The following is a 24,250-nucleotide window of genomic DNA, read 5'->3' on the forward strand; positions in this document are numbered from 1 at the left end:
GGGAGTCCAATTAGCTGTGGTAGTTAGGGGCTTCTTTTGTGATGGTGACATCGTGAGCGTGTGATTCTTTCATACCGGCACCGGTGATTCTGACAAATTCCGTCTTGGTGCGCATTTCATCCAGATTGGCACAGCCGACATAGCCCATGCTGGCACGAATACCACCATTGATTTGGTGAATGATATTAGACATTGGCCCTTTGTGACCAACCATGCCCTCAATGCCTTCCGGTACTAGTTTATCCACGGCATTCTCAGATTCCTGGAAATAACGATCACTAGAGCCTTTCGCCATCGCGCCCAATGAGCCCATACCACGGTAAGACTTGTATGAACGCCCCTGATAAAGAATCACTTCACCCGGTGCTTCATCCGTTCCCGCCAACATGCTGCCCAACATGACACAATGCGCACCAGCAGCCAGTGCTTTAGCCACATCACCCGAGTAACGAATTCCACCGTCTGCAATTAACGGAACACCTGTGCCTTCTAACGCTTTTGCAACATTCATCACGGCTGTAATTTGTGGCACACCAACACCCGCGACAACGCGTGTGGTACAGATAGACCCCGGACCAATACCAACCTTCACACCATCAGCGCCAGCTTCAACCAGAGACAATGCCGCCGCACCGGTCGCGATATTGCCACCAATGACTTGTACTTGCGGGTAATGCTTCTTAACCCAGCTAATGCGATCCAGTACACCTTGTGAGTGACCATGTGCAGTATCAACCGTTAATACATCCACACCGGCTTCAACCAAGGCTGCAACACGATCTTCTGTGCCATGACCGACACCAACAGCCGCACCAACACGTAAGCTTCCGCTTTCATCTTTACAGGCATTTGGGAAGTCGCTGGATTTTTGAATGTCTTTTACTGTGATCAAACCACGCAGCTTAAAGGAATCATCGACTACCAGAATCTTTTCGATACGGTTTTGGTGCAGCAAACGCAACACTTCTTCACGCTCTGTGCCTTCTTTAACCGTGATCAGCTTGTCCTTTGCCGTCATGATTTCACTAACTGGCTGGTCGTGATTGGTTTCAAAACGCAGATCACGACTGGTAACAATACCCACCAGATCATTATCACCGGCAATCACTGGTACACCAGAAATGCGACGTTTTGCCGTTAATTCAATAACCTCACGCACCGAGGTATCCGCAGTCACGGTGTACGGATCTTTGATGATGCCGCTTTCAAACTTCTTTACATTGCGGACAGCGCGGGCTTGCGCTTCGATCGACATATTTTTATGAACCATGCCTAAGCCACCCTCTTGCGCCAAAGCTATTGCAAGCTTGGCCTCGGTAACTGTATCCATCGCGGCGGATAACATAGGGATGTTCATGCGAATTTCACGCGTCAATTGAGTGCTGAGACTAACCTCAGCGGGGAGCACTGTTGAGTGAGCCGGGACAAGTAGCACATCGTCAAAAGTGAGTGCTTCTTCAAGGATTCGCATAAGACCTCCAAGGTACTTGGGAGCGGGTATTTCCTAAAATAAGCGCCTCATTATAACCATTGACCTGTACGGGGTAAACTGCTATCAATAGATCGACACACACAATAATGACATTCGTATACTGGAGGAAAGAATGAAACTTAACTGTGTAATTGCTGGATTGGTTCTGAGCGTTGCCTCAGCTAGTGCATCAGCCGCTACTTTTAAAGAAGCAGAAGCCGCTGTCATGGCCGCAAGAGATGCTGGTTTCCCTTGGACAACCACATTAAGCTTGTTGAGAAAGGCTAAAAAAGCTCATGACAACAACGACCAGAAAAATTTAGATAAATTCATCGCAAATATTATGAAAGAAACCAAAGAAGCGATGTTTCAGGCTGAGCAAGCGAAAAAGGCTGGCCCACGTTTCTAATAGGCTAAGCTTATATTGATACCAGAAGCCGAGTTTTTTGCTCGGCTTTTTTAATGACTGAACTAATTACGGAGATATCAGCATTTTAAACGAACACCGCACAGTGCTAGGCGTTTCAGAGCTCAATGCAGAAGTCGCTTTAATGCTCTCACAAAGCTTTGGATTAGTTTGGCTTGAGGGTGAGATCTCCAATTTCTCACGCCCTGCTTCCGGCCATTTCTACTTTTCTTTAAAAGATCAAAAAGCACAGGTGCGCTGTGCAATGTTTCGTAACCGGAATATGGCCTTACGGTTAAAGCCAGCCAACGGTATGAAAGTCATGGTGCGCGCCAGAGTTGGTTTGTATGAACCTCGCGGCGAGTTCCAGATTATCGTTGAGCATATGGAAGAAGCGGGTGCCGGTGAATTACAGCGTCAGTTCGAGGAACTCAAAGCCAGCTTAGCGGCGAGTGGTCTGTTTGATGCGGATCGTAAAAAAACGCTTCCAAAACTACCAAGCGCGATTGGCGTGATCACCTCACCAAGTGGTGCTGCAATTCGTGACATTCTTCAGGTACTGGAACGACGTGCGCCACAAATACCCGTCTATATCTACCCGGTTGCTGTACAGGGTAAAGCTGCTGCCAAAGAAATTGAATCAGCGATTATCAGAGCCAATACTGACAAACGCTGTGACCTGCTGATTGTAGGCCGAGGTGGAGGCTCCATTGAAGATCTCTGGTCATTTAACGAACGCAATGTGGCGATGGCGATTCATGACTCTGCGTTACCTATTATTAGTGCGGTCGGTCATGAAGTGGATGTGACGATTGCAGATTTTGTGGCAGATGTTCGCGCTGCGACGCCATCGGTCGCTGCTGAGCTTGCGGCTCCTGATATGCAAGAGCTTCGTCAAACCACCGCATTACAACGTCACCGTCTTGTGCGTAGTATGGAACGATTTGTAAGCCAGCGATATCAAGCGCTACAGCTTTCACAACAACGCCTTGAAAACCAAAAACCTGCTTACCACTTACAACAGCAAAAACAGCGCTTGGATGAAGTATCTATGCGCGGCGTTCGGGCAATGAATCTTTATCTGGAACGGCAGAACGTCAAGCTGAAACAGCTGGAGGCTAAGTTACAATCCAATGCGCCGGCATTTCGTCTGGAGAGACAGAAGCAACGTCACAGCCAGCTGGATTCAAGGCTTAATCAAGTGATGAAGCAGATACTGGAACGTGAATCCGGGAAATTTTCGGTACTGGCTTCCCGGTTGAATGGTGTAAGTCCACTGAATACATTGCAGCGGGGCTATAGCATTACTCAGGATGCGGAGAGTGGTGAGGTATTGCAGAGTACGCGGCAGATTAGTGTTGGACAACAGGTAAAGGTGCGGCTGCAGGATGGGAGTATTGAGGCGGATGTTACTACTGTCAATAACGAGTAATCAGGGTTTGGTGGTTAACTTCTTGCAATGTGCCCGGAGTTTCTTTACCGCCCAGTCATAATGACTCGGCATGGAAGATATGCAATAGCTGCCTAGTGATGTTGAACCAGTCCAATTAAAATACTTTTTGGTAAATAATGCTTCATCAGAAAAAGCCCTCACAATTGCTAACGACTCCTCATGACTTTTTAGCAGCAGGTCCTTAGCATCCTGAAGTTCGGTATGTTGGTGTTTATTCCAAAATTCCATATTCAATTCGCCATAAGTCTTCCAAGTATATCGCTTGGGCAGAAAGCTCGCAGCAGTACCTGAAACGTTGGCCTTAATCCAAGTAATCAATAGCTGATGCCACTCATACAGATGGATCAACACATCTCTGAGGTTCTTATCCCGAGACCAGTGTAATTCTTTTTTTTCGCATCGTTTGAGAAATCAAAGTCTGTCTTAAGCGCTTGAGCGGACATTGAATCAATCAACTTCCAAAGCTTGTCAAAGTTAACTTGCGCTTGCTCAAGCAGTTCATTTTTAGACTTAGGTCTGGCCACTTCTTACGTCCTCTTGATCACGCTATTGATCAAGTTATAGTGTGATGATAACGAGAATAGATGCCCATGCTACTCGGTATTTTCAACAAGAAGCAAACCAAGTTTGATCTTAATCGATGAATTTGATAGAAACACACTCCCATCAAGCCAAAGAGACACCCAAATGTCAGTCATCACAAACATTGCCGACCTCAAGCGCCTTCATAAGAAACGCACTCCAAAAATGTTTTACGACTACTGCGAAAGCGGCTCTTGGACAGAGCAAACCTTCCGTGAAAATGTCTCTGACTTTGAGAAAATTCGCTTGAGACAACGCATCGCGGTCGATATGACTGGCCGTACCACAGCATCAAAAATGGTAGGTCAGGATGTCGCGATGCCGGTGGCGCTTGCCCCAGTTGGCCTAACAGGTATGCAACGTGCGGATGGAGAGATTAAAGCAGCCATTGCTGCGGCTAAATTCGGTGTTCCGTTTACGCTTTCCACTATGTCTATCTGTTCGATCGAGGATGTGGCGGAGCATTCGGATACTCCTTTTTGGTTTCAGGTTTACACCCTTAAAGACGATGATTTTATGCGTCGTTTAATGGATCGGGCCAAAGATGCTAACTGTTCTGCCTTGGTGATTACACTTGATCTGCAAATTATGGGACAACGTCATAAAGATCTTAAAAATGGCTTATCTGCACCACCGAAATTAACCCCCGCCTCGATTGCCAATATGATGACGAAAGCGCAATGGGGACTAGAAATGCTAGGCACCAAACGTCGTTTCTTTGGCAATATAGTGGGGCACGCCGCAGGAGTAACTGATCCGGCCTCGCTGACTTCATGGACAGCGGAAGCATTTGATCCCTCATTAGACTGGGAACGCATCGCGCAACTACGTCGCATGTGGGATGGCCCAGTGATTCTGAAAGGCATTTTAGATGCTGAGGATGCCAAAATGGCAGCGAATGTAGGCGCAGATGCCATTGTAGTCTCTAATCACGGTGGCCGACAACTTGATGGAGCCTTATCATCGATTCGTATGCTACCGCAAATCATGGATGCAGTTGGCGATAAAATTGAAGTGCATCTTGATAGTGGGATTCGCTCTGGCCAGGACGTCTTGAAAGCACTCGCACTGGGTGCAACCGGCACCTATATCGGACGTGCATTTGTGCATGGTTTGGGGGCAGATGGCGAGCGTGGCGTAACCAAAGCGTTGGAAGTGATTCATAAAGAACTGGATACCACGATGGCGTTGTGCGGCAGGCGCTCAGCTGCTGATTTAGACGCTGATGTATTGCTAGTGCCTAAAGATTTTTATGGCGATTGGGCTTAACTCCATCCACTGATAACCTCAGACTTCACCAGAAATATTCAAGTGGACAGCAAGAAGCCACCGATAACTCATCACTCAGTCAAAAAAATACTCCCACTAATCGCATAACTATTTCACTTTTTCATGTAAGTGATTAAATCACCGTACATCATTAAAATAATATTGGTCGTACTGTGAAATCATCGAAGCCTCTAAGTAAAGTCCACGCCTATCCTTTCAACGGTTTATTGCTAAGTCTCTGCATCGCCCCCAGTCTAGCATTGGCTGATCTGACAGATTCAGATAATCCCGTTGAACATGCACAAGATGATGCGTATTGGGCTGAACTGGCGCAGGACTACCCACCTTTTGTTGCACCAGTCACCGCGGCTCGTCTGGCAGCGCGCAACGAAGACATCAACGGTCAATGGAGTGATGTGATCCCGTGGCCACATGTACCGGTAACCGCGGCCAATTTACCCGATGGACGCATTCTGACGTTTTCATCGAACCAGCGCGACGCTTTCCCGTCCGGTCCTGAGTTCAGCTACGCCTCAACCTGGGACCCTGCCAGTAATACGTTTACGGATATGCCGCACGAATCGCATGATATGTTCTGTGGTCATTTATCCATGCTAGAAGATGGTCGGGTGTTTATTAATGGTGGCCGTAATCATGTTAAAACAACCAGTACATTTGATTTTAGGGATAATAGCTGGAATAGGCTGGATGACATGAATCGAGGTCGTTGGTATCCGACAACGGTCGCAATGCCAAATGGTTCAGTACTAACAGCGATTGGTAGTAGTGGTGGCCAATACCCTGAGGTATGGACTGAGGGACAAGGCTGGAAAAGTTTAACGGGTGCCAGCTTGCAGTCACCGATACTTGACCTTACCTCGAACTATGAAAACAACTGGTGGCCCTTACTGCATATAGATCCCAGAGGTAAAGTTTTCCACTCCGGCCCTACTGAAAACATGCACGTCATTGATCCAACCGGCTTGGGTCGTGTCACTCAGGTTGGCCCGCAAATTACTGATTGGTATCCCAAGCATGGTACAACCGTCATGTATGAAGAGGGTAAGCTATTAGTCGCTGGTGGTGCGATTTCTGGCAACAATCAGGCCAGCACCAACAAGGCTATGATTATTGATATCAATGGCCCTTCACCGACCATTACACCTATTGAACCAATGGCACACGCCCGTAAATTTCAGAACGGGGTAATGCTACCTAATGGTGAAGTATTAGTAGTAGGTGGCAACACCTCCGGCGTCAAGTTTAGCGATGCAGGATCGGTACTCGCACCTGAAATCTGGAATCCTGACACTCAGCAATGGCGAACTATTGCCAGCATGGCGACACCCAGAAATTATCACTCCATTGCCTTATTACTAGCCGATGGACGTGTTTTGGTTGGCGGTAGTGGTTTATGTGGTGGTTGTGCGACCAACCACAGAGACGCCGAAGTATTATCGCCTCCTTATTTATTTAATAACGACGGCAGCCTCGCTGACCGTCCAAGCATTACCAATGCTCCGGACGTTATCAAATACGGCCAGCCCTTCACACTGCAAAGTGATGCTGATATCAGTAAATTTAGTTTGATAAAGATGTCTGCAACGACGCATGCGGTCAACACCGACTTGCGTTTCTTAACGGTTGATTTCCAACAAGCAGGTGCCGGACTCTACCAACTCACGCCACATTCCAATAAAAACGTGTTAACGCCGGGCTACTGGATGCTATTTGCTGTAAATGACGAAGGTGTCCCTTCTGAAGCGAAGATTGTTCAGGTTTCATCAGCAGGGCTACCCGTTATTACACAGCCTGCTAACCAAGTGAATACGGTTGGTGACTCTGTATTATATTCGATTATTGCCAGTGATTCCGATAGCGCTAGCCTGCTGTATCAGGCAACAGGTCTTCCTGATGGTTTGAGCATCAACACCAATACAGGAATGATCTCAGGTACACCGACACAGTCAGGCAGTTACGCCGTTGAAATCATAGTGAGTGATGGTGAGGCTACTGTCTCCGCGCCATTTACCTGGGATATTTTCCCGGTTGGTAGCGCGCCTGGTATCTCTTATGAATACTTTGAAGGAAACTGGAACGCACTTCCTGACTTCTCAGCACTGACGCCCGTTGCCACAGGCACCAGTGACAGTTTCGATATCACTTTGCGTAATCGTGACGAGTACTTTGGTTTCCGTTTTTCTGCACGAATCAATATTGAAACCGCGGGTAATTACACTTTCTACACAAACTCCGATGACGGTAGTCAATTATTTATCGATGGCAATTTAGTCGTTGATAATGATGGTCTGCATGCCATGCAAGAGCGTTCTGGTACAGTCAATTTGAGTGCCGGTGACCATTCTCTGATCGTCACATTCTTTGAAAAAACAGGCGGTGATGGCCTGACGGTGCAGTATGAAGGCGCAGGCATTAGCAAGCAGTTAATTCCAAGTGCTACGTTACGACAGAATCCTCTCTATAACGTATCCCCTGTGATCAGTGATCCCGGCAACCAGTCCAGCACCATCAATCAGGCAGTTACACTAAATATCTCTGCCAGTGATTTAAATATTGAAGACACACTAAGCTTTAGTGCGAGCGGTTTGCCGGATGGTCTTAGTATAAATGAAGCAACTGGTGTGATTTCGGGTACGCCTGGCAGAGCAGCAAGCTTCAATAGCAGAGTCACGGTGAGTGATGGCCGTGGTGGAAGCCAATCAGTAAGCTTTAACTGGCAAGTAGTTGGGCCGATTAATATTCAGGCGATTACGACCTCACCCGCAGAAGTAAATACGTTAGTTACCTACAATGCGGTGGTTACTGGTGGCAGTAACTTGCGCTATCAGTGGAATTTTGGTGATGGTACTGCTTCTACACCATTGTCAACCGAATCGAGTGTCAGTCATCCCTTCACAACGGCCGGGACACCGGTGGTGACTTTGATTGTGACAGGTGAAGATGGTGCTGCTGAAGAGTATCAATTCACTCAGCCGGTTCACAACGTGCTGACTAATAATAAACCCGCTATTTCTATGAGCCTTGCTTATGAAGAACGCTCGGGTAATGACCGTATCTGGAATGTAAACCCTGATAATGACACTGTCAGCGTATTTGATACGGTGATGAATGCCAAGCTGGCAGAGATTAATGTCGGTAAAGCCCCTCATGCACTTGCTATTGCACCGGATGGACGAATCTGGGTAAGCAATAAGAGTGATGCAAACATTAGTGTGTTAGATGCTGATAGCTTCAGCGAAGTCCAGCGCATCATCCTGCCCCATGCGTCTCAGCCACATGGTATTGCATTCTCACCAACGGGTAGTTATGCCTATGTCGCGCTTGAAGCTACCGGTGAAGTCCTGAAGCTACACCCTACTTCTGGCGCACAAATTGGATCGGTCGTTGCAGGTGACAAAGTACGCCATATCAGTATTAATGCTGACGGTAGTAAGCTTTATGCGTCACGGTTTATTTCTCCACCGGTACCAGGGGAAGCTACAACAAATCCTCAAACAACCGTTGCAGGTGTTAACTATGGCGGCGAGATTGCTTCAATTAATACCTCTGACATGAGTCTGGATGACAAAATTGTGCTGCAGCACTCTGAACGTTCAGATGCAGAACACTCAGGCCGCGGGATTCCTAACTATCTTGGCCCACTGGTTATTTCTCCTGATGGACTCAGTGGTTGGGTGCCTTCAAAGCAAGACAATATTAAGCGCGGCATGATGCGTGATGGTAATCCGCTAACTCACGACAGTACGGTTCGCAGCATTAGTTCGCGAGTTGATTTATCCTCAGAAAGCGAAGATTACCCTGCGCGTGTCGATCACGATAATGGTGGTATTGCCAGCTCAGCAGCTTATGGCCCTTATGGACTCTATCTATATGTAGCATTGGAAGGCAGCCGTGAGGTTTCCGTGATTCATGCGATGGATAAGTCTGAAATCACCCGTATCCGTGTGGGACATGCACCTCAAGGTGTGACGGTTTCTGCTGATGGAAAAACGCTATACACGCATAACTTCATGGATCGCAGTATTTCGGTTCATGATTTAAGTGCGCTTAATTCAAGCTCGCAAGCTAGCTTCGTACTGAAATCAACTTACAACACAGTAGCTTCTGAGCAACTGACACCAACGGTATTGCTCGGTAAGCAATTATTCTATGACGCACGTGATCCTCGATTAGCGCGTGAGCAGTACATCAGTTGTGCATCTTGTCATAACGATGGTTTGGATGACGGACGAGTCTGGGACTTAGGCGGATTCGGTGAAGGCCTACGTAATACCATCGAACTCAATGGTCGTGGTGGTATGCAACACGGTATGCTGCACTGGAGTGCCAACTTCGATGAGGTGCAAGACTTTGAAGGACAGATTCGTGATATGGCAGGTGGTCTGGGACTACTCTCTGACAGTGACTTCCATTCCGGTACACGTGATACACCTTTGGGTGATTCAAAAACGGGGGTAAGTGCTGACCTTGACGCCTTAGCCGCCTATGTTGCCTCTTTAACTGAGCTCGAGAGCAGTCCTTACCAAAACAGTGACGGTAGCCTCACAACTGACGCTATTGCCGGTAAACGAGTCTATGAAGCTCAGCAATGCTCCAGCTGTCACAGTGGTGACAACTTCACAGACAGTGGGCCTGACAATCTGCATGACATTGGCACAATCAAAGCCAGCAGTGGTCAGCGCCTCAATGGAAGCCTGACGGGTATTGATACACCAACACTGCGCGGGGTTTGGTCTACTGCTCCGTATTTACATGATGGATCTGCAGCTGACTTAGCCTCGGCTGTGAATGCTCACGACGGCATTAGTTTAAGTGGTACAGAGCTTGACCAATTAGTGGCTTTCCTCAAGCAAATTGATGGTGATACTAACAATAGTAGCCGCAACACTAACCCTATTGACAATTCTGTGGTCACTTTAGATGGCGCACTGACTGAATGGTCACCGGGTGGATTCTTTGCAGTCGACCCTGATGATACGGATGGAACGACCAATCCTATTGACTGGCTTAAGGCGATTATTTCTCATAGTGATGACACGCTGTATATCGGTTATCAAAACCGTAATGCCATTGAAGCTGCTAGCAGCAGCGGCACATCACTGAGATGGGGCTGGCAGGTAATGATCGATACGGATCAAAACCCTTCAACTGGCTACAAACAGGGTGCAATCGGTGCTGATTACATCATCGAAGGACGCCATATCCAGAAGTATGCGGGTAGTGGAAGTAACTGGAGCTGGGCTAGCATTGCTAATGCACAAGCGGCTTACCAAGGTAACTCCGCAGAACTCAGTTTCCCTCGTGCGCTGATTGGCGATCCAAGCACCATTCGGGTGGTATTCCGTGGAGCGAACCAAGCCTATGATGGCGACCAAATTGACTTCTACCCTGATGATGAAAGCAGCTATTTTGAGTACAACATTCCGGATGGAACGGATCAAAGTAATGCAACACCAGTAGCAGATGCTCAAAACGTGCTGGTCAGTGCCAACTCGTCAGCGGCAGTTAATTTAACCGCCAGTGATGCTGATGGTGATTCCTTGACCTATCAAATCACCACACAGCCAGCTAATGGTCAGCTCACTGGAACTGCTCCAAATTATTTATATCAGCCGAATGTTGGCTTTATAGGTAACGACAGCTTTGCGTTTGTAGTGAATGACGGAATCATTGATAGCGCGCCGGCGACCGTAAATCTTACGATTACTAATGATCACGGTGGTGCGGTATTTAATCCAAGTGGTGATACGTTGACGCTGGACGGCTCGGCAGATGACTGGGCATCAGTGACTGCATTTGAATCAGATCCACAAGAATCAACTAGCTCTTCGAACAGAATTGACTGGCAAAGTATGTCGATGGCTCACGATGCGCAGTTCTTGCATGTGCTGTATCGCAACTATCACGACTTCAGTGCTACCGGTGAATCCGTAAGCTACATCCCTTGGGGATGGCAAACTTATCTCGACACCGACCAGAACAGCAGTACAGGCTTTAAAGTCGGCAATATTGGCGCTGATTTCATCATTGAAGGTCAGGCTATCCATCGTTATACCGGCCTGGGCACTAACTGGAACTGGGAAAATATTGGTGTTGCAGAAACAGCTGCCAATGGTGGTCCGGTCGCAGAAATTCGTTTTCCAAGAAGTTTAATCGGTAACCCTGATTCAATGCGTCTGGTAGTTCGTGGTATCAATGCCGCAGTGGGTGGATCAATGATCGACCTCTACCCGGATCAGCAAAACAATGTGGATGCGAGTACTCAGTTCTTTAAATATGAGTTTAGCAGTGGCGCGTATAACGACGGTACACCAACTGCAGAGTCTCAAGCGTTAAGCACCAATAATGATACTTCGCTAAGTATTGTACTGACGGGCCTGGATGATGAAGGTGATAGTTTGACTTATCGCGTGCTAGCCAACCCTGCCAACGGCACGTTAACAGGCACAGCCCCTAACCTGACCTACACTGCAAATACTGATTATACCGGTAACGATTTCTTCACATTCGTGGTGAATGATGGCAGTCGTGATAGTGCACCAGCCACTGTGAATATCACAGTGACAGAGACAAGCCATGAAGCTATTTCCAATCCCGTCACTGGTTTATCGATTGATGGCAATGGTGATGACTGGAATAGTCTGACTCGTTTTAATGATGATGCGGATGACATGCCTTTGGAATCTGACACCATTAATTGGCAAAACGCCTCGATGGCTCACAGCGCTGATACGCTTTACCTGTTGTATCGCAACCGTGGTCTCATCAATGCAGCAAGTCCAACTGGTAGTTACATCCCCTGGGGATGGCAAACTTATCTGGACACTGATAGCGACGCATCAACGGGTTTCCGTATCGGTGATATAGGCGCTGATTATATTGTTGAGGCGACATCAGTAAGACGATACACCGGCACAGCCAATAGCTGGAGTTGGGAGACTACTGTTATTGCTAATGTTCAGTATGCAAATGATCTGGCAGAGCTGAGTTTCCCGTTGACTGCTATTGCCAATCCAAGCGCTATTAAATTGGTTATGAAAGGCAACAACCTGTCTGTGGGTGGTAGCGATACTGATTTCTACCCGGATAGCGCCGAGTCTAGTGGTGTTAGTGGTAATTATTTCCAATACTCATTAGCTCAGTCTCTGGCTCGCACCAGTGCGCGTCCTGTTGCACTTGCTCAGGAGGTTGAGGTTCGTGCCGATGCAACCACACCAATTACACTGGATGCGAGCGATCAGGATGGCGATTCTCTAAAGTTTGCTGTGATAAAAGCGCCTGAAAACGGTAGCTTGGACGTTTCAGATGAAACCGTCACCTATACACCAGATGGTGGGTTTACCGGTGATGACAGTTTTGAGTTCGTTGCCAATGACGGCACGTATGACAGCTCTGTTGCTCAGGTCAAAGTCATGGTTAGAAACTCTGTAACCGGTGAAGGTGATAGTTCAGGTGGATCTGATACCACAGGCTCTGGCTCAAATACTGTAAGTAGTAATACTGAATCGAATGATAGTGGTGGTGGCGCTATGCATTGGTCATTACTGATGATGTTTGGTTTGGTATTCATCATCAGGCGCAAGACCGCCACTTAAACCGATAGCCTCAAGGCTTCTTGACTAAAGATCTTTAGGGCTTGAGGTCTTGAGGTCTTGAGGTCTTGAGGTCTTGAGGTCTTGAGGTCTTGAGGTCTTGAGGTCTTGAGGTCTTGAGGTCTTGAGGAATGATTGAGAAAACAAGCTTTTATAAAGTTTTCAAAAACTCAGTTAAATATTTTTGTTCCGTCTCATCCAGACTAATCTCAGGCAGATGATGACCAGTGCGCTTTTGACTAGGTGGGTTTGCATAAAAATGCACAACCTCATCTAAGGTTTTAAACCTGCCGTCATGCATATAGGGAGCTGTTTTAACTACATTGCGTAAACCTGGTACTTTGAAACTTCCAGACAATTCATGCCTGTTTTTAGACATAAATTTTAAATCATCACAGCTTTCCTTAGGTGCGTCGCTGTACTCACCTAAGCAGTTAAACTTATCCCAAGCCTGCGCCTCAGCAACTTGAGAGCGTCCCATGTCTTTGCCGCGAACACCTGTTCCTATATTTTGAAAATGCTGACTCGACAATAAAGGAGAATGGTGACAACTAATGCATGATGCCTTGCCGATAAACAATTTCAAACCGAGCTGTTCAGCATGAGTAAAAACTGCACCGCTAGCGGTGTCGGCTGGCTCAGATGATGTGTTTTTTATACCTGTTGCTGTTATGCCAGCTGTACTTACTCTACCAACTGTATCTACTATTCCAGTTGGATTGGTTTCACCCTGCTCTAACCGGCTCAGAAAACGATCAAACTTTGATTCGGGAAACTTCAGCGTTGCTTCAAATGCGGCGATTGCTTTACCAATATTTGAATAAACCCGGTTGATCTTTTTACGTGTCTCTACTGGCAGCGATTTCCAACGCTTTAAGGCTTCAATATCACCCTTTGGACTGGCATTATCCGGCCACTCTGCAATTTCTTGAAGTGATGGTACATCGCTAAAGATAGATTGATAGAGTTTGAGATATCCCTCATCACCCAGTACTTTTTTGATGACCAAGACTCTCGTTAAATTATGTTCGTTAATATTTTCAAAAGGCTCCAGCGCTTGAGACCAAACACTGTCTTTTCGACCATCCCAAAACAACCATTGTTGATAGGAAACGCCAAGTAGAGAAGGAGTATTTCTCTGACCAGGCTTCACCCCACTGGCCACTCTCATCCCATCACTAAACTCACGATCCGGCTGATGACAAGTACTACATGAAATAGTCCCTGTTTCACTGAGCCTAGGGTCAAAGAAAAGGCTTTTACCGAGTTCAATAGCATTTGGATTACTAAGGTACTTGTTACTTTCATCAGGTGCAACATCTGGCAGGTTGGTAATCGATAAGGTCTGTAATAAAGATCTCTCAGCGTCAGACCAAACAATACGATTAGACTTACCAGCGCCAATAGTAACTAATACTGAGTCATTGACTGATGGGGTTACAGTACTGTTGTTTGAGCTGAGTAATTGGTTTTTGACCTTGTTTTTGTTTGCTTCAGCGGCTGAATTTGCAGAGTCACATCCATTTAAACCGATCACCAAACCAGCAATGCTAACCGCCAGGGCAATTGGCTTTTTAACTACGCCGTTATCTTTCAGTCGCTTCAATTCAGAATTATGTAATAGCACCTGATTATTAAGTTCGCTTGTGGATTTACCTCGACTCATCAGAGCACTCCCCTGACTAGATTATAAAATCAAAGATAATTTGGTCAGTCACACCATCAATATTGACTTTGAACCCGACAATCCATGCTCCGGGCATGCTGTACTTTAAACCTTCAATCTCATAGTAACCCGCAGTGGCACCCGGTGATAAAGTAGGAACCGTAGGTAAGCCATGTCCGTGGGCTTTCATGCCACCATCGATAGCAATTTCATCTGCAAACTGCCCTTTTTTATTCTGCTTGAGTTGGATGTGACACTTCTGAAAGTCACCAACAAAAGGACTACGTGTACAGGAAAAATCGATTACCACACTGCCAGAGGACGATGCTTTTTGCATAGACCATTCCTTAGCACCGGACTTAACCGCTGCAATCGTATCTGACACTGAGCAATCGTATTTTACTTCTGTTTGTGCTTCAGACTGACAAGCTGATAAACAGAGCCCCAGCACAGCAAAGGTACCTGCAAGAACGGTGTTTTTATTAATATAGGACATTGGGTTATTTTTATATTTTTTGTTGATCAAATTATATCGCGCGACATGTAGCTCAAACAATAAAATATTGATAAACAAGCGACACACATCTTTTAATGGTGTCGCTGCATCAAAGTACCTACTTCATAATGCGTTTAATAGCGCTCCACGAAGCAGGTTTTAGTGGAAACCTCTTATTGAAGACAAGCACTTCAACACTTACGGGTTAATAGTCACAAACACCTGAATCGCATTGGTACGGCCTAAGCTATCACTAATGGCATACCAAAAGCTGTCAGATCCTGAGTAACCCGATTTGGGGGTGTACACCAGCTGACTCCCTGACTGAGTAATTCTTCCGCCGTTAACCGAATAGCTATTCACCTCAATGATCGACAAGCCGCTACCGATGTCATTTTGTAGCGGTAGTATTGTTACTGGTGAATTCACACTGGTAGTAACCGAATCTGAAACCGCAACAGGGAAAGGCGCAGCACTGTCAGTAACCGTAATGACCACCTCACCACTGTTTGTGCGCCCAATTGAATCACTAAACACATACCAAAGCTTGTCTTCACCAACAAAATCAGATTTTGGTGTATAAACTATCTTGCCATCAACAACGGATACTGACCCACCTAATAATGACCAAGGGTTTGACTCTGTGACGTACAAACCAACACCATTATCATTCGCCACGACATCAAAGGTTGCCGTCGTATTTTTCGCGGTCGACACGGCGTCAGCGACACTGGTTGGATAAGCACCGGCATCGACACCTGTTACTGTAACGGTCACTGAGGTGCTATTCGTTCTTCCCTGAGAATCACTGAATGCATACCAGAAAGTATCATCACCCGCATAACCATTGCGAGGTGTGTAAACAGCCTGATTTCCTGACATCACTATGCTACCGCCATTATAGGAGGTGCTGTTAATATCAATAATCGTCAGGCCTGCACCCGTATCGTTCGCAAATATATCAATACTTACGGACTGGCCCGCTGGCGTGGTCGCTGTGTCAGGATTCGCAATAGGGTAAGCACTGGTATTAGTGCCTGTTACGGTCATGGTAATTTTCGTGCCATAGACAGCACCCGTAACATCTTTGATTGAGTACCAGAATACCTCAGTACCAGCATAACCAGCATCTGGTGTATAAACCACCTTACCATTACTGACGATCGCAGTTCCGTTAGCAGGGTCATTCAATTCATGAATACTGATACCAGTTCCTGTGTCATTCGCCATGACATCCAATGTAATAGATTGACCTGCTGGTGTAGTAGCAGCATCTTCGTTGGCGACCAAAGGCTCCGTTGCAATCGTTCCTAATGGATTTTTATCATGCCAGTCACGAGGGATGATCTGAAAGTGATTACTATGCACGTCCATTTTCGGTGCATCCTCTGAGCGTGGCATGTGATAGAAAGAGACGCCAACCCAAGTCACTAAATCCTGACCACCCAATGATTCACCATTAGCAAACTCGTCCAAACTATCAGTGGTACAACTGTTTACACGCTGATTATGTGAGGCTATTTGCTCACAGCTTTTTGCACGAGTCACTACGAAATCATTGTAGGTAAATTGCTCGTTGGAAGGACCAATTTCACGATGCCCTGCTTCATCAAGACGAATCTCATAACCCATCAAGTGGTTCTTGGCATTGCGTAAACTGCCGTCCCTGACAATCCACGAACGTTGAGTAGATGGTGAAATACTACGGGAAACTTCATTATTGAATGTAGTCATGACACGTTGGCGCTGACCACCTGACGTATTGTAATTAATCTCCTGAACCACATCATTCGATGCAGTGCCGTTTAAGTCAAAGTCTAAACGCCAGAAGTAATTGTGCATGTGTGACAAGCCAATATTGCCAGAGCCTGACATCAACCATCCGTGTTGTGCTGCGCTACTACTAAAGCGTTGCAAAGAACCTGTGGCCAGTATTGACGGTTCAATCCGGCCATCGTCGTAAAACAGCCATTGTGGAATGTACACATAAGCACCCACTTTTGAGATGCTGAATATCTTTAGCGCTTCAGAAGTCGCTGTCGCTGACCCCACACGATAAGCAGCGCCCTTTTTTTGTATCTGGGAGCAGACTGCATCTTTCGTACCATATCGATGCATGGTGCCGCCTGGACACTCGGCACTGACCATGTCCCGGAGATAACCACCTCCCAGACCATAGTCCGACACATCATGATAACGTGCGCCATTATCATCATAAGGGACATGAATCTGTGCAACCGCCGCATCCATCAGCACCATGCGACGAGTCCCGTCTTTTGGTGTGTAGTAAATGTGGTGATAACGAATTCCATGATTGTTATTGTGCGTCCAGCACATATCCCAACGGGCACCATTCGCCAGTGTTCGGTCAATCGAATACGCATCGGCGCAGTGTTCAGCGGCCTGTGCAGGACTAAAGCCCCATAATAAAGCCCCTAAAAAGGCTAGCTTTAAAAAGACTTTGCGAGTCAATAACTGTTTCATGACACCCTCTCTACGGAATTTTTTATTGTGATTACAATGGGTTTACCGAATGCCAATCCCTTGGCAACAATTTGAATCCATTCCAGCGCATACCGATAATGTTGTCATCTTCATCACGTGCCAGATGGTGGTAGCTTAGGCGGTTCCACACCACAACATCATTGCTGTTGATGTTTTGGGAGTTCGTGAAATCTTTCACATTGGCACCGCAGCCACCTGATGTGCTGTTGTCGACAGCAAATCGCTCGCAAGCATTGTATCGAGTGAAAAACACATCATTGGCCAGCCAGGACTCGCCATTTGCACCGGTAGACTGGTGATCATAGTTAAGGAGCACTAATTCGTATGAAATAGACGACACACCATTGGTTTGTAAGCCATCACGCACTCGCCAAAAGCGCTTTACCTCAGGACTAAAGTTTCGTGCAGCTTCACTGCTTACCGTAGAGATAGACTTGCTCCGTTTTGTACGACTCACATCCAGACTACTGGTAATCTGCTCCACAATATCGTTGCTATTACTAGTGCCAAGATCAAAATCCATTCGCCAGAAATAATTATCAACAAAGCCAATACCGCCCTTCCCGTCTTGCTGCATAGGCCATGAGAAGTTCGGGTCGTAGCTAGTACGATTGATACTCCCACTCAAGCCAATCCTTGGCTCTATGGTGCCATTCTCATGAAACACCCACTCCTGTGTGTAGCTGTAGCTGCCCAGCTGAGATGCTGAAACCAGTGACAATGCTTTACCGGATACCGCAACATTAGTGCCATACTTGTAAATGAATCCGGAGTCTTTTTGTGATTGACACATGACCGCCTTCCCGCCGGAATATTTCAGCTGGCCACCGCTGCATTCACTATTGGAAAGATTGATAAAGTTACTGCCACCCAGACCAAAGTCCGTTACCAAATATTCTGCGGCAGATCCGTCATCATAATTGCGTTGAATTTGTGACAGAGACATCTCTCCGAGCACACGGCGTTGATTCTGCCCAGGTGCCTGATAACGTATATCACTGAGCACAATGCCCTCCTGATCACGTGCTTCCCAACACATACTCCAGCTTGCACCAGTGGTCAGCGTACTTTGCAAGGTCTGACCTGATGGACAAGACGGATTTCCGGGTCTGGCTTCAGCACTGGCGAATGGGTTCAGAAACAACACCACTGCTCCCAATGGCAATACTTTTTGAATCATTGATAACATTTCAGAACCTCGCTTAGTAACCCATACGTTGAGTCACAACGCCGGCTGACAGATTTACAATTGGACTAACTTCAAACACGATATTGTCATGGGTATAGAGCATTAGCTGGGCACAACGTTGCGCGCCGCAACTACTACTGGCGCTATTCACCACATTCGGCATGCTGTCAGCAAAGAAGGTAAACGCTTTATAATTGAGTTGATCGATGGAATTCAGACTGTCACCCGTAATACGCTTGTACTCTGCATTCAGAATGCTGCGTTCTTCGGGGTCATCCATCACGATATTCAAGGCACGCGTCAGTTCAGCCTGTGACATTGGTGGTTGCATATCTTTATGCCGTTTGGTGGAAATGACTTTATCCGTATCAAGATTAACGACTGCAATAATGAGTTCATCAGTGGCGTAGTCATAAGAGGTCACATCAGCCCAGCGTTGACCAATATTAGGGTCATTCTTGTCAAAGCGATGGGCCTCGACGCGCAGAAACTCAACCGTTGGTGTGGTCGCTGTATCCTCTGACTGAACTGCTACTCTCGCTGAGCGTGACGAGAATATTGACACTGCAGGGGCACTGGCGGCTACTTGCGCCAGACTTTTTGCCCGACTCACCTCACTATCAGAAACGGGATCCATGCTATTAGCTTGTACAGCTGTGCTTAGTAGCAATGAACAAACCGTCGCAACCAACATTCGCTTATTTTTCATTATCGATCTGAGCCGGTGGCCTCAGCCTCATTATTTGTTGAACATTTAATGAGGCTAGTTTAGGACGGCAGATCTATAAAAGTATTTTGAACACTGGATTAATGGAAATAAGCATCCGACAAGTGGAATTATACGGCTGCAACTTTCTCTGCTGCGGGGGCTTTTAACTTCAACCATAGCACTGATATCAACATTATCGTAATGGCAGGTAGCACGCCAAGATTGACCATCTGCCAGCCGAAGTGATGCTGCAAAAAGCCCGCAAATAGCGAAGCTGCAGCAACTGTTGAGAACATAATAAAGTCATTAGTCGCTTGGGCTTTGGCCTTTTCGGCTGGCAGATAAGCGTCGGTGAGTAATGACGTTCCACCAATAAATAAGAAATTCCAGCTTAAGCCTAAAAACACTAAGCCCATCCAGAAATGCCAGGTAGACGTACCCAGTAAGTTGGTTGAAATAGATAACAAACCCAGTATCACACCCGCTAACAAAACATTCAGCACTCCAAAGCGCTTGATCAAGCTACCGGTAAAAAAAGACGGCGCAAACATCGCCAACACATGCCATTGAATGACAAAGGCAGTGGTTGAGAAATCATGCTCATGATGCTTCATCGCCAGCGGCGTTGCGGTCATCACCAATGTCATCACGCTATAACCAAAAGTACAGCAAATCACCGCCACTAAAAACTTCGGCTGCTGAAACAACTGTAATACTGAGCGAGAAGTTTCATTGACTTGTTGCTCTTCAGGCGCTGGCAGTTTTATGAAGAACAGCACGACCATCACCACAATGTAGATCAGTGCTGCCAATAAATACGCACCAGCATAATCGGTTTCAGGAAATAATGGCTGACCCAGCTTTGCCAGATTCGGCCCGATAAATGCAGCAATCACGCCACCTACCATGACATAAGAAATCGCTTTGCTCTTGATGCTAGCGGGTGCGATATCAACCGCTGCAAAACGGAAATACCCACCAAAGCCATTAAATACGCCGACTAATGCTGTTCCTAGCGTAAAACCCCAGAAGCTGGCATTCAAGATCGACCACATCGCGATCAATCCACCACATAAACCAATCACTGACGCCAGATAAAATCCCGCCTTACGCCCCCATCGTTTCATTAAGAATGAAGCCGGGATACTGGTCGCCATTAAAGCAAGAAACTGAGCAGACAACGGCAAGGTAGCCAGTGACTTATCATCCGCTAATGCCAACCCCACTAATGATGCAACGGCCACCATTAAGATGGTATTGGTCATCATTAAAGCCTGGCACAGCGCCAATAAATAAACTGACGCGGGCATTTTTGAGCGTTGGGTAGTCGACATAAAGTTTGTGCCTAATTATATGAATTTCAAAATGGTACTCACCATAAGACTTATGCGATACTCGCGTCTATCTTTTTTCCGGATAAATAATCCGCTATTTAACAAACCGTTCTATCAAGGATTTCCCCATGTCACAAGCGACCTCACGCCCAGTCCAACGAGCGTTAATCAGTGTTTCTGATAAGTCAGGCATCGTCGATTTTGCCCGTCAGCTACACCAGCTAAATGTTGAAATATTATCAACCGGCGGAACCGCCAAACTGCTTGCTGATGAAAACATTCCGGTTATCGAAGTTTCTGATTACACTGGTTTTCCGGAAATGATGGACGGACGAGTGAAGACCCTTCACCCCAAAATTCATGGTGGTATTCTGGCGCGCCGTGGCACGGATGATGCGGTGATGCAGGAACATAATATTCCGGGCATTGACCTGATTGTGGTTAATCTCTACCCATTTGAAGCGACAGTATCAAATCCGGATTGCTCCCTAGAAGATGCTATTGAGAACATCGATATTGGCGGGCCGACAATGGTTCGTGCCAGTGCCAAGAACCACGCGCATGTGGCTATCGTTGTTGACCCTAACGACTATGACCACGTCATCGGCCAGCTAACCGACAATAGTGGCGTAATCGAAGCCGATAGTCGCTTTAAGATGGCGGTTAAAGCATTTGAACACACCGCTCGTTATGACGGCATGATCGCGAACTACTTAGGCAAAATCGTTGAAAACGGCAAGCCAGAAGGTTTTGCGACGACTTTCAACACGCAACTTACGCTGGCTCAAACCATGCGTTACGGTGAGAACCCACATCAGAATGCAGCGTTCTATATAGAGCCAAACAATAGTCAAGCCTGTATCGCCTCAGCTAAGCAACTGCAAGGCAAGGAGCTGTCATACAATAATATTGCTGACACTGACGCGGCTTTGGAATGTGTTAAGCAATTCGTTGAGTCCCCTGCTTGTGTGATTGTGAAACATGCTAATCCCTGTGGTGTGGCAAAAGCCAATACCTTGTTAGAAGCTTATGACAAAGCCTTCCAGACAGATCCTGAATCTGCCTTTGGTGGCATCATCGCTTTCAATCAGCCCTTAGATACAGTAACCGCTCAGGCCATTGTTGATCGTCAGTTTGTTGAAGTCATTATTGCTCCATCCGTTGAAGATGGTGTGAGCGACATTGTCGCTGCTAAGAAAAATGTTCGTTTACTTACTTGTGGTGCATTTGATCAATCATCAACTCATCTGGACTACAAACGTGTGACGGGCGGTTTGTTGGTTCAGGACAGTGACCAGTTGCTGTATCAGGAACTAAACATTGTGTCTGCTCGTGCACCAAGCGAAGAAGAAATGCGCGACATGCTGTTTGCATGGAAAGTGGCTAAATACGTAAAATCCAATGCTATCGTCTATGCTAAAGACAACCGCACTGTTGGAGTTGGCGCAGGTCAGATGAGCCGTATCAACTCAGCGCGTATTGCAGGAATTAAAGCTGAGCACGCTGGTTTAGTAGTACCGGGTTCAGTGATGGCATCAGATGCTTTCTTTCCGTTTAAAGACGGTATTGAAGCAGCGGCAGAGGCCGGTATTGCAGCGGTCATCCAACCAGGTGGCTCAATGCGTGATGCTGAGGTGATTGAAGCGGCAGATGCTGCGGGTATGGCGATGATCTTTACAGGTATGCGTCACTTTAGACATTAATACACCTTGAAATGTCACTAGAAAAAAGCCGCTGGGTAGTGATACCTCAGCGACTTTTTTTCGTTAATACTGCTGAACACCATATAAATATTACAATACCTATATGTTGATTTGCTTTGGGATATGAAAAATAAAAAGAATCATAAGCTAAGAATCCGAAATAGCCGTAATCACCACTAAAGCCGCAAAAATAATCAAGCCAATCGACCAACTTCTGGCATGTGATGACACCACTCTAAACCTCGCAAACGACGCTAGACCAAACACCGCTCCAATGATGCCCAGCAAACCACCCGCAATGGCATCCTGAGTGGCGACCACATCTTCCGAGACCATCATCATGCCGCAAAACGAGAAAAACAAACTCGTGAAATTTCTCCAGCCAATCTTTCTTGGATCTTCGGTATAAAGGTAGATTGCCTCAATGACTTTGCGAATATCAGCGTTCCAGTCATCATCTCTGATAATAATCGGCTCAATAAATGCCAGGTCTTTTATCCGATCTGGTAAGTCATCAGAGTGTAGTCTAGGTGCATTATCAACTAATACCGGCACCACCTTAAAATCGTTCTTAAGTGCTGTGGCAATTTCCATCGCCACATAGTCATCGGGATCATCAAGGCGTCTGGTGCCGTCAGGATTTCTTTGATCTAACCAGCCATCACCGATTACAACGAGCATCACGGCACAGCTCTTAAGCGACTCTTCGATACCCTGCTTCCAGTTTGAACCACCCACCAAGGACGACTTATCGTGAAAGATAGCGTTGTAACCGAAATTAGCTGCAATGGCATCGCTGACTCTACCGGCTTGCATCAGTGACACTTTCTGTCGGTAGTTGATAAAGATTTTCCTACGTGGGCCAGAACTAATCACGCTTGTTTTGGCAAGCTTGTCATGCCAACCCTGCTTTTTTATATCAAATGCAATCCAGATGACACCCAGCATTAGCGCAGCGACAGAAACTATGGATGAGAAGAAACGAATGAGGTATTGAGACTTACTTGGAGCTTCGCCGGTTTCCAGATCAATAATCGACAAACCAAATAATCGCTTTCCGGGTGAAGCCGCCATGAACAACCAGAATGGCATTATCACCATTGACGCAGCGATGAGCTGAAGACCAATATTGAGGAGTGTTAACTCCCAAGGCTCACCTAACTTGACAGTTTCCGGGGTAATCAGCAGTGACAAACAGACAAAGACGATTTGAATCAGAACATAGTCAACCGCGAAGGAAAAAATCCTCAGCCAAAAGCCTGCATATTGACGCCTCTGCAACATGAATCATCCCCGCAACTTATGAAGCCTTCACGACTTTTGTGCCGGCTACTAAATCATGTAGACAACGACGCTCCTTACCAAAGATAAACAGAATATCGACAAGCGCTAACAAACTACCTATGACTGGTATGCTCGCCACCACATTCAACGGAAGCACACGTAACAGGAATATTTTTGACAACGGCAGAATCTTATCTGTTTTATAGGAGACGATGCGTGTACCAACCAGTTTTTTACCTACAGTTTGACCATCTCTGGCAAGGAAATATCCGTGGATAACAAAGTACATCACCAAGGCTAAAACACCCAGCATGATAGTCTGCAGAATACTGCCAGCTCCCGTCATCATACTTTCCCAATAACCCGTGATATAAATTAGCGGGAATGTCACTAAGATACTGATAATCGCATCGATAACAGCGCCACCAAATCGAGCGCCGCGCGTGGCTAGCTCAATGTGTTTATTGCTATCGCTTTCTGTTTGAAGATTTGATGTTGGCGCTGCATAGGGATTTTGTTCATTCATATTGATATCCTTGTTACCGGCGATTAGAGTAAGTCTCAGGAAAC

Annotated in this window: 15 protein-coding genes and 1 pseudogene; 5 read left to right on the forward strand and 11 right to left on the reverse strand. The window is 46.5% G+C overall.

Translation table 11 applies throughout. The features are described from left to right. Nucleotides 1–10: 10 nt before the first annotated feature. Entirely contained in the window at nt 11–1,471 is a 1,461-nt protein-coding gene (guaB, locus tag DKW60_RS02025; RefSeq protein WP_109836000.1) for an IMP dehydrogenase, read from the reverse strand. A 133-nt stretch (nt 1,472–1,604) separates the two neighbouring features. On the opposite strand from guaB, the gene DKW60_RS02030 reads away from it, so the two are divergent. Next, the gene (locus DKW60_RS02030; RefSeq protein ID WP_109836001.1) at nt 1,605–1,880 is read left to right on the forward strand and encodes a hypothetical protein; all 276 of its coding nucleotides are present in this window, start codon (nt 1,605–1,607) and stop codon (nt 1,878–1,880) included. Between the two features lie 103 nt (nt 1,881–1,983). Then, nucleotides 1,984–3,309 (forward strand): exodeoxyribonuclease VII large subunit, encoded by a 1,326-nt coding sequence (gene xseA / locus DKW60_RS02035; protein WP_281271810.1) that lies wholly within the window; start codon nt 1,984–1,986, stop codon nt 3,307–3,309. On the opposite strand, the pseudogene DKW60_RS02040 reads toward xseA, so the two are convergent. Together DKW60_RS02040 and DKW60_RS24580 are read right to left on the reverse strand one after the other, a co-directional pair. Further along, a pseudogene (locus DKW60_RS02040) lies at nt 3,310–3,705 on the reverse strand (ClbS/DfsB family four-helix bundle protein); the annotation flags it as partial. Continuing rightward, nucleotides 3,675–3,854, reverse strand: a complete 180-nt coding sequence (locus tag DKW60_RS24580; RefSeq protein WP_245929542.1) for a ClbS/DfsB family four-helix bundle protein — start codon at nt 3,852–3,854, stop codon at nt 3,675–3,677. The pseudogene DKW60_RS02040 and the gene DKW60_RS24580, both read right to left, overlap by 31 nt. Nucleotides 3,855–4,017: 163 nt before the next feature. On the opposite strand from DKW60_RS24580, the gene DKW60_RS02045 reads away from it, so the two are divergent. Both DKW60_RS02045 and DKW60_RS02050 read left to right on the forward strand, forming a co-directional pair. Continuing rightward, nucleotides 4,018–5,181, forward strand: coding sequence for an alpha-hydroxy acid oxidase (locus tag DKW60_RS02045; protein WP_109836003.1), 1,164 nt, complete (start codon nt 4,018–4,020; stop codon nt 5,179–5,181). A gap of 173 nt (nt 5,182–5,354) precedes the next feature. Next, the gene (locus DKW60_RS02050) at nt 5,355–12,797 is read left to right on the forward strand and encodes an Ig-like domain-containing protein (RefSeq protein ID WP_146203417.1); all 7,443 of its coding nucleotides are present in this window, start codon (nt 5,355–5,357) and stop codon (nt 12,795–12,797) included. 148 nt (nt 12,798–12,945) lie between these two features. On the opposite strand, the gene DKW60_RS02055 is transcribed toward DKW60_RS02050, so the two are convergent. The 6 genes from DKW60_RS02055 to DKW60_RS02080 form a co-directional block, all read right to left on the reverse strand. Beyond that, on the reverse strand, nt 12,946–14,460 hold the full coding sequence (locus DKW60_RS02055) for a cytochrome-c peroxidase (protein WP_109836005.1): 1,515 nt from the start codon (nt 14,458–14,460) through the stop codon (nt 12,946–12,948). Between the two features lie 16 nt (nt 14,461–14,476). After that, complete coding sequence (locus DKW60_RS02060; protein ID WP_146203418.1) at nt 14,477–14,956, reverse strand: hypothetical protein; 480 nt, start codon at nt 14,954–14,956, stop codon at nt 14,477–14,479. A 198-nt stretch (nt 14,957–15,154) separates the two neighbouring features. Continuing rightward, entirely contained in the window at nt 15,155–17,440 is a 2,286-nt protein-coding gene (locus DKW60_RS02065) for an Ig-like domain-containing protein (RefSeq protein ID WP_109836007.1), read from the reverse strand. Nucleotides 17,441–17,471: 31 nt separating this feature from the next. After that, nucleotides 17,472–18,650: a copper amine oxidase gene (locus DKW60_RS02070; RefSeq protein ID WP_109836008.1), complete on the reverse strand. Its 1,179-nt coding sequence runs from the start codon at nt 18,648–18,650 to the stop codon at nt 17,472–17,474. A gap of 13 nt (nt 18,651–18,663) precedes the next feature. Further along, nucleotides 18,664–19,359: a hypothetical protein gene (locus tag DKW60_RS02075; protein WP_109836009.1), complete on the reverse strand. Its 696-nt coding sequence runs from the start codon at nt 19,357–19,359 to the stop codon at nt 18,664–18,666. Between the two features lie 128 nt (nt 19,360–19,487). Further along, complete coding sequence (locus tag DKW60_RS02080) at nt 19,488–20,693, reverse strand: MFS transporter (RefSeq protein ID WP_109836010.1); 1,206 nt, start codon at nt 20,691–20,693, stop codon at nt 19,488–19,490. Nucleotides 20,694–20,821: 128 nt separating this feature from the next. Here DKW60_RS02080 and purH point away from each other — a divergent pair, with 128 nt between their 5' ends. Next, nucleotides 20,822–22,396 (forward strand): bifunctional phosphoribosylaminoimidazolecarboxamide formyltransferase/IMP cyclohydrolase, encoded by a 1,575-nt coding sequence (gene purH / locus DKW60_RS02085; RefSeq protein WP_109836011.1) that lies wholly within the window; start codon nt 20,822–20,824, stop codon nt 22,394–22,396. Nucleotides 22,397–22,543: 147 nt separating this feature from the next. Here the strand turns inward: purH and DKW60_RS02090 are convergent, their stop codons facing one another. Both DKW60_RS02090 and DKW60_RS02095 read right to left on the reverse strand, forming a co-directional pair. Beyond that, entirely contained in the window at nt 22,544–23,680 is a 1,137-nt protein-coding gene (locus tag DKW60_RS02090; RefSeq protein ID WP_109836012.1) for an RDD family protein, read from the reverse strand. A 16-nt stretch (nt 23,681–23,696) separates the two neighbouring features. Further along, the gene (locus tag DKW60_RS02095) at nt 23,697–24,206 is read right to left on the reverse strand and encodes an RDD family protein (RefSeq protein ID WP_109836013.1); all 510 of its coding nucleotides are present in this window, start codon (nt 24,204–24,206) and stop codon (nt 23,697–23,699) included. Between the last annotated feature and the right edge of the window lie 44 nt (nt 24,207–24,250).

The sequence above is a fragment of the Leucothrix pacifica genome (assembly GCF_003172875.1).
Lineage (GTDB): Bacteria > Pseudomonadota > Gammaproteobacteria > Thiotrichales > Thiotrichaceae > Leucothrix > Leucothrix pacifica.

Bases quoted from the DNA above. Each gene is read 5' to 3' on its own strand.
- guaB (WP_109836000.1), bottom strand. From the start codon at position 1,471: ATGCGAATCCTTGAAGAAGCACTCACTTTTGACGATGTGCTACTTGTC.
- DKW60_RS02030 (WP_109836001.1), top strand. From the start codon at position 1,605: ATGAAACTTAACTGTGTAATTGCTGGATTGGTTCTGAGCGTTGCCTCA.
- DKW60_RS02045 (WP_109836003.1), top strand. From the start codon at position 4,018: ATGTCAGTCATCACAAACATTGCCGACCTCAAGCGCCTTCATAAGAAA.
- DKW60_RS02055 (WP_109836005.1), bottom strand. From the start codon at position 14,460: ATGAGTCGAGGTAAATCCACAAGCGAACTTAATAATCAGGTGCTATTA.
- DKW60_RS02060 (WP_146203418.1), bottom strand. From the start codon at position 14,956: ATGTCCTATATTAATAAAAACACCGTTCTTGCAGGTACCTTTGCTGTG.
- DKW60_RS02065 (WP_109836007.1), bottom strand. From the start codon at position 17,440: ATGAAACAGTTATTGACTCGCAAAGTCTTTTTAAAGCTAGCCTTTTTA.
- DKW60_RS02070 (WP_109836008.1), bottom strand. From the start codon at position 18,650: ATGTTATCAATGATTCAAAAAGTATTGCCATTGGGAGCAGTGGTGTTG.
- DKW60_RS02075 (WP_109836009.1), bottom strand. From the start codon at position 19,359: ATGAAAAATAAGCGAATGTTGGTTGCGACGGTTTGTTCATTGCTACTA.
- DKW60_RS02080 (WP_109836010.1), bottom strand. From the start codon at position 20,693: ATGTCGACTACCCAACGCTCAAAAATGCCCGCGTCAGTTTATTTATTG.
- purH (WP_109836011.1), top strand. From the start codon at position 20,822: ATGTCACAAGCGACCTCACGCCCAGTCCAACGAGCGTTAATCAGTGTT.
- DKW60_RS02090 (WP_109836012.1), bottom strand. From the start codon at position 23,680: ATGTTGCAGAGGCGTCAATATGCAGGCTTTTGGCTGAGGATTTTTTCC.
- DKW60_RS02095 (WP_109836013.1), bottom strand. From the start codon at position 24,206: ATGAATGAACAAAATCCCTATGCAGCGCCAACATCAAATCTTCAAACA.